Source organism: Paenibacillus anaericanus (genome assembly GCF_003994475.1).
GTDB lineage: Bacteria > Bacillota > Bacilli > Paenibacillales > Paenibacillaceae > Fontibacillus > Fontibacillus anaericanus.
This window is the reverse complement of record NZ_RZNY01000009.1, coordinates 169,748-183,103: the sequence shown is the minus strand read 5'-3', so window position 1 is coordinate 183,103 and position 13,356 is coordinate 169,748. Positions and strand designations below refer to the sequence as shown.

The 13,356-nt window shown below is 40.7% G+C and carries 11 protein-coding genes and 1 pseudogene; 6 read left to right on the top strand and 6 right to left on the bottom strand.

Annotated elements, in window-relative coordinates; all coding sequences use genetic code 11:
• The first annotated feature begins 9 nt into the window (after window positions 1-9).
• On the top strand, window positions 10-1,608 hold the full coding sequence (locus EJP82_RS13025; protein WP_246054092.1) for a cobyric acid synthase: 1,599 nt from the start codon (window positions 10-12) through the stop codon (window positions 1,606-1,608).
• Window positions 1,609-1,933: 325 nt separating this feature from the next.
• On the opposite strand, the gene EJP82_RS13020 is transcribed toward EJP82_RS13025, so the two are convergent.
• The 3 genes and pseudogenes from EJP82_RS13020 to EJP82_RS13015 form a co-directional block, all read right to left on the bottom strand.
• Window positions 1,934-2,470, bottom strand: coding sequence for a GNAT family N-acetyltransferase (locus EJP82_RS13020; protein ID WP_127192490.1), 537 nt, complete (start codon window positions 2,468-2,470; stop codon window positions 1,934-1,936).
• Window positions 2,471-2,608: 138 nt separating this feature from the next.
• Window positions 2,609-2,884: pseudogene (locus tag EJP82_RS28415) on the bottom strand (IS1595 family transposase); the annotation flags it as partial.
• 199 nt (window positions 2,885-3,083) lie between these two features.
• The gene (locus tag EJP82_RS13015; protein WP_127192489.1) at window positions 3,084-4,778 is read right to left on the bottom strand and encodes a methyl-accepting chemotaxis protein; all 1,695 of its coding nucleotides are present in this window, start codon (window positions 4,776-4,778) and stop codon (window positions 3,084-3,086) included.
• A gap of 276 nt (window positions 4,779-5,054) precedes the next feature.
• Here EJP82_RS13015 and EJP82_RS13010 point away from each other — a divergent pair, with 276 nt between their 5' ends.
• On the top strand, window positions 5,055-5,753 hold the full coding sequence (locus tag EJP82_RS13010; protein ID WP_127192488.1) for a queuosine precursor transporter: 699 nt from the start codon (window positions 5,055-5,057) through the stop codon (window positions 5,751-5,753).
• A gap of 96 nt (window positions 5,754-5,849) precedes the next feature.
• On the opposite strand, the gene EJP82_RS13005 is transcribed toward EJP82_RS13010, so the two are convergent.
• On the bottom strand, window positions 5,850-6,938 hold the full coding sequence (locus tag EJP82_RS13005; protein ID WP_127192487.1) for a M24 family metallopeptidase: 1,089 nt from the start codon (window positions 6,936-6,938) through the stop codon (window positions 5,850-5,852).
• 178 nt (window positions 6,939-7,116) lie between these two features.
• Here EJP82_RS13005 and EJP82_RS13000 point away from each other — a divergent pair, with 178 nt between their 5' ends.
• Window positions 7,117-8,634, top strand: a complete 1,518-nt coding sequence (locus tag EJP82_RS13000) for an MDR family MFS transporter (protein ID WP_425464341.1) — start codon at window positions 7,117-7,119, stop codon at window positions 8,632-8,634.
• A 31-nt stretch (window positions 8,635-8,665) separates the two neighbouring features.
• Complete coding sequence (locus EJP82_RS12995) at window positions 8,666-9,238, top strand: PadR family transcriptional regulator (protein WP_127192486.1); 573 nt, start codon at window positions 8,666-8,668, stop codon at window positions 9,236-9,238.
• A 97-nt stretch (window positions 9,239-9,335) separates the two neighbouring features.
• On the opposite strand, the gene EJP82_RS12990 is transcribed toward EJP82_RS12995, so the two are convergent.
• Window positions 9,336-10,307: a 2-hydroxyacid dehydrogenase gene (locus EJP82_RS12990; RefSeq protein WP_127192485.1), complete on the bottom strand. Its 972-nt coding sequence runs from the start codon at window positions 10,305-10,307 to the stop codon at window positions 9,336-9,338.
• A gap of 195 nt (window positions 10,308-10,502) precedes the next feature.
• Here EJP82_RS12990 and EJP82_RS12985 point away from each other — a divergent pair, with 195 nt between their 5' ends.
• Window positions 10,503-11,999: a copper amine oxidase N-terminal domain-containing protein gene (locus EJP82_RS12985; RefSeq protein WP_127192484.1), complete on the top strand. Its 1,497-nt coding sequence runs from the start codon at window positions 10,503-10,505 to the stop codon at window positions 11,997-11,999.
• A gap of 120 nt (window positions 12,000-12,119) precedes the next feature.
• On the opposite strand, the gene EJP82_RS12980 is transcribed toward EJP82_RS12985, so the two are convergent.
• The gene (locus EJP82_RS12980) at window positions 12,120-12,608 is read right to left on the bottom strand and encodes a flavodoxin domain-containing protein (protein ID WP_127192483.1); all 489 of its coding nucleotides are present in this window, start codon (window positions 12,606-12,608) and stop codon (window positions 12,120-12,122) included.
• Window positions 12,609-12,813: 205 nt separating this feature from the next.
• Here EJP82_RS12980 and EJP82_RS12975 point away from each other — a divergent pair, with 205 nt between their 5' ends.
• Entirely contained in the window at window positions 12,814-13,224 is a 411-nt protein-coding gene (locus EJP82_RS12975; RefSeq protein ID WP_127192482.1) for a NusG domain II-containing protein, read from the top strand.
• Window positions 13,225-13,356: the final 132 nt, after the last annotated feature.

The window sequence follows — 13,356 nt, the reverse complement described above, 5'->3', positions numbered from 1 at the left end:
AACGACATAATGGATATAGAGAAAATGATATGGAAGTATAGTGGTAACGATTCAAAACAGGCGGGGGCTGTCCTGATGGTTCAAGGGACGGCATCGGATGTTGGTAAAAGTGTAATCGTAACTGCGCTTTGCCGTATTTTCAAACAAGATGGCTTACGAACGGCACCATTTAAATCGCAGAATATGGCCTTAAACTCCTATGTAACCCCAGATGGACTGGAGATCGGACGTGCCCAGGGCATTCAAGCCGAGGCTTGTGGTATTCCGGCGACGACAGACATGAACCCAGTTCTGATCAAACCGACGGGAGATATGCATTCCCAGATTGTAGTTCACGGCAAACCGTTCCAACATCTCAGTGCAGTAAGCTACCGTGAGAATTTCTTGCCCCAGGCCAAACCTTTAGTGATGGATGCACTAAATCGATTGCGTGCAAATAATGACATTATAGTTATGGAAGGTGCGGGTAGCCCGGCAGAGATTAATCTGAAGCATCGAGATATCGTGAACATGAATTTGGCCGGTTGGGCTGATGCACCCGTGATTCTCGTTGCTGATATTGATCGTGGTGGAGTGTTTGCATTTCTTGTCGGCACGCTTGAATTACTGGATCCCGAGGAAAAAGTGCGGGTCAAAGGCTTCATAATAAATAAATTTAGAGGGGATCTCTCGCTCTTACAGCCTGGCCTTGATTGGTTGGAGCAGAAGACGGGTATTCCTGTGCTTGGCGTATTGCCTTTTATGTCAGATTTAGAGATAGAGGCCGAGGATTCCGTTGTCCTTGATTCTCATCATTCGAGAGTACAAACAGGCCGAGATCTAGACATTGTCATTATCCGTTACCCTCGTATTTCTAATTTCACCGATTTTGATGCTCTTGCCGCCGAGTTGGATGTCTCAGTACGTTATGTAGACAAGGCAGCTGATCTTGGTACGCCAGACATTATCATTTTGCCGGGGACAAAAGTCACGATTGGAGATTTAGACTTCTTGCGGAACAGAGGCATAGATGTTGCCATCCAACAGGTTATGGAATCATCTTCTCAGATACAACTAGTGGGCATCTGCGGAGGATATCAAATGTTAGGTACTCGGTTGCATGATCCAGAAGGGATCGAGTCTGGACGTCCCAAGGAGGCCGAGGGGCTTGGCTGGCTTCCGGTATCTACAATCTTTACTTCGGGGAAAACGACAGTTCGCGTCCACGGAGTTACGGAAGGTAATCAACCGGTTACGTTGTATCCACCGGGCAAAAGAGTTCCTGTTGAAGGGTTCGAGATTCATTCGGGGAACACTGTTTGTGACCCTGGCGCAGAAGTCGCTCACTTATTTAATATTAAGCGGGCGAGCGGAGAAGAATTACTTGAGGGAGCGGCACGCTCTGATGGAAGGGTCTTTGGTACTTATCTTCATGATTTGTTCAACAGTGACGAGTGGCGCAGAGCTTGGCTCGACGGCGTACGGATGAGCAAGGGACTAGAACCCCTAGGCCAAACATTCTCAGCCGCCTTGCGCAAGGAAGCGGCGTTTGATCGTCTGGCTGAACATGTCCGTGAGCATTTGGATATGGAACGGATATACGAAATAGCTCATCTGGTTCGGAAGTAAACACACAGATGAGTGAAATGTCATAACTACAAGAAAAGTTTGGGCTTCCGATCGCTGTTATCCTCAGATTTATTGAATTTATACGCTTATTTAGTTCCCAATTCCTCTTCGTTACTCCACCACTCATTTGATAATAGATCCTATGGAGTCTGATCTATCACCAAAAGACGCACCTCCCTGTGGAATTCAAGGAGGTACGTCTTTTTATTAATGGCTATGTTTAAGAACAGTGTTGATAATATGCAATTTTTTAAGGGAACTTGTTAAAAGTTCCCTTAATGCACATTTTAAGAATATTATGTATTAAGTTTACTGTAGATTATGTTTATTTTGAACGCAAAAAATAGTGCTCTCCTTCATATGCATTGCCTTCACAGAAGTCAATTTTTAATAATGTATTCCGCCTTTCAACAGCTTGAGGTATTGCCTTAGTTGCAATCATATCAACCTCAAACAAATCAAAAAAGTTCTCGTTACAAACACTAAATATTTCGTTTAAGTAATCTGCATTTTCGTATTCAGAAGAAACATCAACTCGGAGTATTCCCGTTTTAATTTTATATTTACCAGCATAACCAAACATTTCTACTGTTCCAATAGCTTTAGATAGTGATTTATCTATAATTGCAAAGCGTATAAATTCTTGTTGAGAATATGCACAAAGCCAAGCTTTAGTACATTGTAACATATCCTCAATTGTGTAAATACAAAAATCACCTGTACACCTATCAGAGTTAAAAATTTTTTGTGCCTTACTATCAGAATAACATTTAAGTAGACCTTCGGAATCTTCTTCTGAAACGAGTCTTAAAATAAAACTTTCTGTTTCAAAAGTGGGGCATATTTCATATGGGTTCTTCATAAAAATCCTCCTCATCATGTATATTATATAAACTTTCTTCGCTTCACATTTCTTACCATTGTGCCACAAAAATCTACAATTCTCTATTTACTTTATTATATAACATGTAGAGGTATAATTTTATATATTTTACACGCATTATACATAGATTGCTTCTCTAATCCTAAAATCCTTTAATTTTGTGTCAGTATGAGAGGTATGGGATTGAACCAATAAATTTTTGCTCTTTATAGTATCTTTCTCGGTATTAAAGATTTCAAGCCATTTAAACCAATACATATAATTAGCAAGATATTTTGTTGCAACGCCATTAAACCTATTCATCCACTTCTTTAATTTGCTATGGAAGGCGTTAATATGTTGTATATGATATATGCCTTCTTTATGTTTACTACGCTTAATTTGTTGGAGTTCAGGTTCTTATTTACTACTCACTCACTTAACAGATGGGTGCAGGAGTAACGTAGAGGAAATTTGGAGATGTAGAAGCGGCAGCGTTCGCCTTTATCCTCGGATTTTATCCGCTAAGCGGTATAAATTCAAGAAATCTGAGGATAACAGCGATCGAAATTCCAAATTTCTTTCGAAGTTACGGTTTTCACCCATCGGTTACCTAAATCTTAAACTTGTTCACCGACGCACTCAACGAAGCAGCCTTTGCTTGTAAGGTGGTGACGGTTGAAGCGTGGGCTGCTATCTCTGTAATTTGCTGATTTGAATACTCCGCGATTTCCTTCATATTTTGCAGCGATTTTGCGGTTATGGTGGCTGCTTCCTCAACGGAAGCAGTTACTTCTTCCGTTCCTGCAGAAACCTCTTGTGTTGCTGATGAAACCGTGTGGATGGTTAAATTTATATTCTGAATTAACTCTGTTAATTCTTCGAAGGCGAGTCCTGCTTTTCTTACGATATCTGTCCCGGATTGAATCTCGTCACTTACGTGCTGCATAGCGGAGACGGAATTTTGGGATTCTTCTTGAATGCTGATTAGATATTCACTTATTTCATCGGTAGCGGCTCGTGATTCCTCGGCTAGCTTGCGTACTTCTTCAGCCACTACGGCGAAACCCTTTCCTTGCGCGCCTGCGCGGGCGGCTTCAATAGAAGCATTTAGAGCAAGAATGTTAGTCTGTTTAGTAATTTCACTAATGGTAGCAACAACTTGAGCAATAGATTCAGAACGTTCATTTAAAATGGATATGTGCTGTAGAGATTTCCCAGCTGCGCCTTCAACTAGGTTCATCTGATCGATCGCCGTTTGGGCTAATTCATTACCCATATTGGCTTGCTCGGAAGCTTGTCCTATTCTCTCGGTGACTATGGCAGAAGAGGTAGCGATATGCTGAATTCCATCTGATATTTCTTCCATTGCACGTGCATTTTCAGCTGTTGCTGAAGCGATTGTAACGCTTCCGCGTTCAACCTGATTAGTTGCGGCATTGGACCGTTCAATTAAATCCTCAAAGGTTTGGACAGAATGGAACATTTCGTCGGCTCCGTTAACCACAGAGTGTGAGGTGTCAAGAACTGTGGAGATCATGTCCTTGAGTTGCACGGTCATGGTGTTGAAGCTTCCGGCAAGTTGAGCAACTTCGTCATGTCCTTTTATCTCAATGGTCTGACGGAAATCACCTTGAGACATTTGATCCGTAATAGAAGCTAACTTTGTTAGCGGTTTTGTGATGCGTCGACTGTCTACATAAGCCAAAGCCATACCAAATACAATGATAATTGCTGTAATGCCAGTGCAAATCCAAAAAATTTCAGCACGCTTTTGTTCTATAAAGGTGGCGTCCATGCCAACAGCCAGTATAATCGAGCTTCCAGGAATTGAGATGTATGCAGTTTTGTGGGATCCGAATTGATCAGAGTAAAGTTCACTGATGCTGACTGTACTTGTACCTTTTGTTGCTTTTATCATGGCGTCTTGAATCGTTAGTGCATCGGTAGGTTTCATATTAGATTTGTCATTGGTTGCCAATATAACGGCTTGATTATCATGGTAATCAATAAGATAAGCTGTATGTAACTGGAACTCGTTTACATTTTTGGAGAGGTATGATTCTACGATAAAGCGTGAATCCTCTTTGCCACTTAGTAATTGTAGGGTCTGGGTTTTATCCAAACCTTTGTATATATCTTTTGTGCTGGTTAATAATACTTTATCAAACTGTGGAAGAACGTTTTTGTTGATAATACCCATGGAAACATAATAAAAGCTGACGCTAAACAAAATTGAAGAAAGTACGATAACTACCGCAAAAGTTCGCATTAATTTGCGACTCACAGAATGCTTAATTCTGAACATAGAATCCTCTCCGTTCTCCCTAGAATAATCTCTCTGTTTGTTTGTGAATATCATAGTTGGATTGTAGATATATTTACCAATGGTTTAATAGAACTATATTATATGAAAAAGATTGTTTTGCATATGATATTTACATTGCAAATGTTATAAGTTTCATGGATTTACAAAATAAACTTGTGTGGAATCCGAATCGGGAATGTGGTATTGTAAGTTTTGCTGTTATAATAGCCGCGGTTCGTAACCATCCCGCGTAATCAAAACTAGGAGGAATTTGCTATGTTTAATATTGGATGGGGTATCCTATTCATGCTTGTGAACTTTACGTTCTTTTTGATCTGCTACAAATTTTTCGGTAAAAAGGGACTGTACGCCTGGATTGGTGTAGCAACAATCATCGCTAACATTCAGGTGGTCAAAACGATTGAGATGTTTGGAATCGTAATGACGCTTGGAAATACGATGTACGTCAGCTTGTACTTGACTAGTGATTTGTTGAATGAGAAATACGGACGACAAGAGGCGAAGAAAGCGGTTTGGTTCGGCTTTTTCACGCTGATTATGACGACGATTCTTATGCAGATGGCACTTCAGTTCAAGCCTCAAGAGAGTGATATCGCACAATCGTCAATGGAGACGATATTTGGATTAATGCCACGCTTGGCACTCGGGAGTTTAACTGCTTATTTTATCAGCCAGTTTCTCGATGTTAGACTGTATTCGTGGATCCGTCGTTTCTATCCAAAACCACATCAATTGTGGATCAGAAACAATGGTAGTACGATGGCCAGTTCGTTTGTGGACACGCTTATATTTTGTACGATCGCATTTGCTGGTGAATACAGCTTAAGGGTTTGGCTAGAAATTCTATTCACGACCTACGTTATTAAATTTATACTAACGGCAGCGGGAACTCCTTTCTTGTATATTGCACGAAACTTTCAGCATGAAGATGATAAGGAAGTTACTACTCCGTAAAATATATCATTTAATTATTAATGGGGCTCAGCCAATAATAAAAAACCTTCAAATTCGTAGTCATACGAACTTGAAGGTTTTTTATTGGGTTACATATTACAAATAAGTAAGTTTTTTCGGGAATGATGTCAGTACGTCGACACCGTCATGAGTAACAAGTACATCGTCTTCAATACGTACACCACCCACACGTGGCACGTATATTCCGGGTTCAACTGTAAATACATTTCCTTCTGTTAGTAAGTATTCGTTATTTCCATGAATCGAGGGGAACTCGTGCACATCAATACCAAGCCCGTGGCCTAGGCGATGTATGAAGTACTCGTCGTAGCCAGCTTCATCGATAACATCCCTTGCGGCTTTGTCGATAGAACCGTAGGTTACACCGGGCTTGATAGCAGCGATAGCTGCTTCATTAGCAGCGAGTACCGTTTCATAAATGGTTCTCTTCTCCTCAGAGAGTTCTCCAAAAGCAAAAGTTCGTGTGATATCTGATGCGTATCCAGATGCATACACCCCTATATCAAACATGAGCAAATCTCCACGGGAGAGTTGCCGGGTACCAGGTACACCATGTGGGAGGGCTGTTTTCTCGCCGGTTAACACCATGGAATCAAAGGACGGACCATCTGCTCCAAGTTTGCGAATTTGATATTCTACTTCAGCAACTAGTTCATTCTCCGATATGCCTTCTTTGACACTTAGGAGCGCTTCTTCTAGTACTTGTTCGATGAGATGGACAGCATGCCGAATTTTATTAATTTCCTCGGGTGATTTACAGACACGAAGGTCACGAAGCCAAGGTCCTATATCAACTACATAACTGTCAAAAGATAGTGCGTCCTTCAACTGCTCATAGCGGGAGATCGATACATGTTCTTTCTCTAATCCGATAGTTCCTAGCGAGCCATTCATATGATTCTTCAGAATTAAGTAAGGATTGTCCGTATCTTGGTGAGTAATAATATCTTGTACATCTGAAGCAGCGCGTGCGGCCTCTTCATCTAGTGCAGGTACGATAAGCAGAGGCTCACTACCAAGTTGTAGTGCAGCAGCGAGAAACCGTTCATGAGGATTGCTCAGAAATCCGGTTAAATAATATACATGTTTCGGATCTGTAATGAGTAATGTTTGAATGCCAACCTCTTTCATTTTCTGTTCTAGTCCGCTCCATCTTGTATTCATAGGTTAATCCGTCCTCTCTAGTTAGTTACTATTGCTTCATTATAGGATAATTAAAAGGATACCGAAAGTTTCACTCCCTATTATTGAAGGTAGGGTTTAGTTTTTTTCTTGAAAATTTAAATAAAATAAAGTATTATTCAAATTTGAATAGGGTAAAAGGAGAGGGAATATCTTGATGATTGCAAAAGAAAAAGATCATACAAAATTTATATTGATTGGACTTATGCTGGCCATACTGATGTCAGCAATGGATAATACGATCGTAACGACAGCAATGGGTACCATCGTTTCTGAGCTGGGTGGAATGGAGCAATTTGTATGGGTAACTTCTGCTTATATGGTGGCTGTAATGGCAGGAACGCCAATCTTCGGTAAGTTATCCGATATGTACGGGCGGAAGCGGTTTTTTATTTTTGGAATCATTACGTTTCTTGTAGGTTCTGTGTTGTGCGGATTTGCCGGAAGTATACTACAGCTTAGTATATTTCGGGCGATTCAAGGGATTGGTGGAGGGGCACTAATGCCAATTGCCTTCACGATTATTTATGATATTTTTCCTATAGAGAAACGTGGGAAAATGACGGGATTGCTCGGTGCCGTATTTGGTACATCTAGCATTTTTGGTCCACTGCTTGGTGCATTTATTACAGACACATTTAGTTGGCATTGGGTATTTTACATTAACGTACCGATTGGCTTGATTGCCTTGTTCTTTATTATTTTCTTCTATCGTGAATCGTTGACTCATGCCAAGCAGCAAATTGATTGGGGTGGAGCGTTCACATTGGTTGGAGCAGTTGTTTGTCTCATGTTCGCTCTGGAGTTGGGCGGTGAGAAGTTCGCCTGGGATTCGGGGGTTATTCTTGGTTTGCTCGGTGGATTTGCTGCATTATTCATTGCTTTTGTACTGATAGAGAGACAAGCGAAGGAGCCGATCATCTCCTTCGGAATGTTTAAGCAACGGCTGTATGCGGCTAGTAATGCATTAGCACTGTTCTATGGTAGCGTCTTTATAGTAGCGACGGTATATATTCCGATTTATGTGCAAGGGGTATATGGTGGCTCAGCGACCAATTCGGGATTGATTCTAATGCCAATGATGATTGGTTCTGTTGTTGGAAGTATGATGGGTGGATTACTTGCTTCCAAAATGTCCTATCGTGGAATTATGATGATTTCCGTCGTTTTCTTTGTAGCGGGTGTGTTTTCATTAAGTACTCTTACGGGTGATTCATCCCGCATTTTATTGACTTTGTATAGTATATTAACGGGCTTTGGTGTAGGATTCTCATTCTCGGTGCTTAGTATGGCTGCAATCCATCATTTTGATATACGGCAGCGCGGTGCGGCTACGTCGACTAACTCTTTTCTCCGCTCGTTAGGTATGACGCTTGGAATAACGATCTTTGGTATCTTGCAGCGGAATCTGATGTCAGATCGGATGGAAGAAGCTTTCAAGGGTATGGGACTAGCTGGACAGTCCTTTGGTGATACTCGCGAGGCATTAACTCCGGAGACTAGAGCAAAAATTCCAGCAGAGATTCTGAATAAGATTACGGACTCGCTCTCTTATTCAATATCACATATGTTTATGTGGGCTCTGATTCCAGCAATTTTGGCTGTTGTCGTTGTGCTTGTGATGCCTAAGGATCGGATGACTCCTAAAGCGAGTGAGCTTGTAAAGCAACATAATTGATCTAAACATCTATAAAGGGAGATATGAAGCCTTGTCCATTCGATTATCGATATTAGGTTTACTGCTTGAAGAGGATATGCATCCCTATGAGATTCGGATTCGCATGAAAGATCGTTTCTTGGATCATAAGGGAAAGTTTCGCATCGGTTCGTTGTATTATGCAGTGGATCAGTTAGCTAAGCAAGAGCATATCGTAGCAATGGAAACTATAAGTAGTAATAGCCGGCCGGATAAGACAATATATCAAATCACGGACAAGGGGAAAGAATATTTTCAGAAGCTGTTACTTGATAAATTTAAGGATATTGAACCTTTGTATCATCCAATGTATATGGCTTTGGCATTTGCCAGCAAAGGAGATCAGGTGAAAATTGCTTCACTTTTAAGAGATCGGGTGAAGGAAGTCGAACATCAAGTGAATTTATATTATCAAGTATATAGTGAGCATCAGGGTACAGTTCCGAGGAGTGTATTACATTTAATGGCAGGGCAATATGAGCATGCTATGACGGAACTGAAGTGGTTAAGGAGATTGCTGGCTGATGCCGAGGCTGGTCGTTTAGGCGAAATGGAATTCAGTCCTTTATTAGAGGAAGATGAGTGAAAATAATAAGCATAATAGTGAACCCGGAATACCTATATAGGATCCCGGGTTCACTTTTTGTTTAAAATGAGCAGTGATTTTATATGTTATATGGACTCTAGGAACGTAATTCCTTCACCAAGTTCGCAGGAGTTTCACCTTGTAGTGCACTGACCAGGCTCTGTGCGGCTAGCATCGCCATTTCAAACCGAGTTTGTTCCGTGGAGGAACCAATATGCGGTAGGGTTATAACATTTGGCAGAGACAGCAACGGGTTGTCATGAGCAAGGGGTTCTCGTTCAAATACATCCAGACCAGCCCCATAAATTTTATTTGTTTGCAGCGCCTTGATTAATGCTTCTTCATCAACCGTTGCCCCACGAGATGCGTTGATAAATACGGAAGTTGGCTTCATTAATGCCAGTTCCTCTGCACCAATTAAATGGTGGGTTTCTGGAGTTAGGGGAGTCATCAGCACGATGAAGTCACTTTTTCGTAGTAAGTCCTGTAGCGAGCAATACTCTGCCTCTAGAGTAGCCTCGACTTCAGGTTTCCGAGTACGGTTATGATACAGAATGTTCATCCCGAATCCCCATTTTCCTCTGTGTGCTACGGCCTCGCCAATTCCACCCATTCCGATGATACCCAGTGTCTTGTGATGGACGTCAATTCCAAATAAGTTCTCATCATCCCCACGCTTCCAATTACCTTCTCTAACGTACCGATCCATTTCAGGAATGCGGCGAGCGGTGGACAAGATAAGTGCAAATATTAAATCTGCAACTGTGTCATTCAGGACTTGAGGAGTATTCGTGCCCAGAATCCCCCGGGCTTTCATCGCTTCTAGATCAAAATTGTTGTAACCAACACTAATCGTACTGACTGCACGTAGACGAGGGGCGTGGTCCAGTAACTCCTGATTGATTTTACCACCTGAGATCAACAATCCTTCAGCGTTACTCAAATTCTCAAGCAGAACTTCACGAGGAATCGGGCCCGGTTGGTCCCACTTACTATAGTTGCAGTGTTTCCCGATATAATCTTCTACTTCTGTAGGAACTTTTCTTGCGATATAAACAGTTGGTTTCATGATGTATGCTCCCTTCTGAAACGGAATGATAGGTTGATATTCTTATTTTAACAGAAAAAAATTACGAGTAGTGGCTACTTGTTATCAATCTAATGATCTAGACAAAACACAGACGTGATTTAACTCACTATTTACAAAAGGAGTACAAATGAAGATAATGAGAATTAGTAATGTAACGAAAGGGGAAATTTTAACGTGAAAAAAAGATTAAAAAGGATTTCGATTCCAATAATCCTACTCCTGGTCATGCTTACGGGATGTACGTCAATTGGAGGACTTGATATCAACAAGGCTTTGATAGGAAATCTATCGCAGAAATCGAGTGAATCAAAGCAGACCCTATCGCTAGAAGTTGTTCCAGGCACAGGTAACTTGACCATAGAACAGAAGAAAGTCATCGAACTTATTAATTCATTATCCATAAATATTGATAGCGCTAAAGTGAAAGATACTAGTGCTGTATCCATCAAAGGATCTGTGGGTTACCAAGGTAAGAAGCTCCCTATTCAGTTCTCGATGGATGAGACGGGTCTTGTTGTCCAAGTAGAAGGCGCTAAGAAGCCAATCTACATATCTACGGATACATCGGATCTCGGTATTCCTGACATGAAGCAATACAATGAGAAAGTACAAGAACTTACGATCCAAGCAATGGGCTTGGTTATGAAGCATATCCCGAACCCTTCTAAGATCGCAGTGAAACAATCGCAGGAGAAAATTAATGGGGAATCGGTGAACCTAACTAATCTACATGTGGAACTTAGCGGAGATGAGCTGCTTGGTCTGATTAAGCCATTTCTGACTAATTTGTCAAAAGACGAACAAGGCTTAAAGGAAATTATCGGTGTAATTTACGACGTTACTAGTTCACTGTATGAAAGTGAGTTTGAAGTAGAGGGAGGATTTTCCCTGCTGAATTCCAAAGAAGTTGAAGTAGCAGCTATCTTTGGAGTTGTGCAACAAGGCCTTACCGAGCTGTTGGCTAACTATGATACGCAAGTGGCCTCTTTGCTTGATGAAACACCTGAGCTTGCGACTGTATTAGGCAAAGATACTTTGTTAAAGGTTGACTTGTACTTTGATAGTGCTCAGAATATTCGCAAACAAGTGATGGATCTTCAAATTGCCATTCCTCAGTCCGAAGAACTACCAATCCAAGCTATTAAAATTCACAGTGAAAGTGAATCATGGAATATTAATGGAAATGTAGTGCTTGATAAGATCGATACTTCAGCTGGAGTGCTAGATGTAACAGATGGAGAGATAACACCAGGCCAGATTCTACGGAACTTTGAACCAAGCTCAGAGGTTTATAAGTTGTTGAAGAATGAATTAAATGTAACGCAAAAATACTTCGTGATCGATACACAAAGTGATTATTACGGCGTAATTACTAAGAACAATACTTCGTTCGTACCTCTTCGATATTTGTCGGAGCAATTGGATGCGGAGGTCAAATGGGTGAAAGGTTCGAACCAAATCGTCATTATTGACGATATCACAGGTGTGAATATTACGATCACCGTGGGTTCGAAGGAGGCTAAAGTAGGTGACAATACCGTTACGTTAGCTCAACCGGCATTTATCCATAAGGATGGAACAACTTATATTCCTTTACGCTTTATCGCTGAGTCGCTAGGTGCGCAAGTGCATAGTGATTCAGATGGTTGGATTACGATCGAACGTCAATAATTGACTATACGGTTCCACAACGAAAGGACTCCCCCGATTCATTGAGGGAGTCCTTTTGATATGAACAAGATAATATAAGTACTGTAACACTTGGATTGATGAACTTAACAGCGTTATAAATTATGCGAGATTCATCTTCTCTGAAAAACGGGTGACCGAATCCCATAGAATCTCGGGTGATGGTTTACCACTTTTTTGCGCTGATTTAAGGATCATTCCAGTAATTAATTTATCGAAGAACTTCATTTTATTCCTCTCTAGTTCCCCGCCAAAACAATCTTTGATTACTGCATGTTCCAGCAACTCTGCTGGAAAGGCCTCCACCATGTACTGATTGATATTCTCGGGATTTCCACAGCACATAAATAACCCGATCTTTTTCTGTTTAAGTAAGTCCAAGTTATCTACACAAAATTGTTTGCTCGCTTTTTGAAATTGGCCGAAGTAGATCGAGCCGCCAATAATGACCTTGTTATATGGAGAAACGTTGGGTGGAATATCCCGATTAAGATTGATGGTTTCAATGGGTCCAGTTAGGCTTTTCTTTAATGTATCCACGCACTTTTCGGTACTGCCATATTTCCCTGCATATAATATCAAAGTGCTCATTATTATATCCCCTTTTATTATCCATATATTTCTATTAAGTATAGATCGAGGGGGCTTTACTGTAAGCGATATTGATCATAAGAGATGAAGCGTATGGATGAATCACACAGTTATGGATTGACAAACTCAACAAAAGTTCATAGTATAAGATTTATTAATCGTAATAATTACGAATATAAAGCAAAATTACAACAGAAGGAGATTTATGATCAAACTGAAGCGTGGCGATATTTTGTTGATCATTATTATTATTTTGGTCGGCTCAATATGGATAGGACTAAGATATTATAACGAGAAAACTCAGGTGTATGATCCCTCTAGCTTAAATGCGGTGATTACCGTAAATGGGAAATTTTACGAGAAGGTTTCTCTTGCAGGAGAGGAGCACAATATCGAGATCAAAACAGAGTTCGGTCACAACATATTGAAGGTGTTCGACAACGGAATTCAAATGGTATATGCCGACTGTCCAAAGAAGATATCCATGGCTATGGGTTTCATTTCACGGCCAAATGAGAGTATTGTTTGTGTTCCTAACCGTATTTTTGTAGAAATAGTACGTGATGAATCCACTGTAACAGATACGGATGATGGGATCGATGCATATGTCCGATAATAGTAAGTTTGACTGTTCATTAGATTAATAATAACTCAACGCAAGTTGACAAAATGTATCTGAGGGATTATATTGTACTTTATTAATCGTAATAATTACGAATAAGAACTTTTATGTTAGAAAGGAGCGACT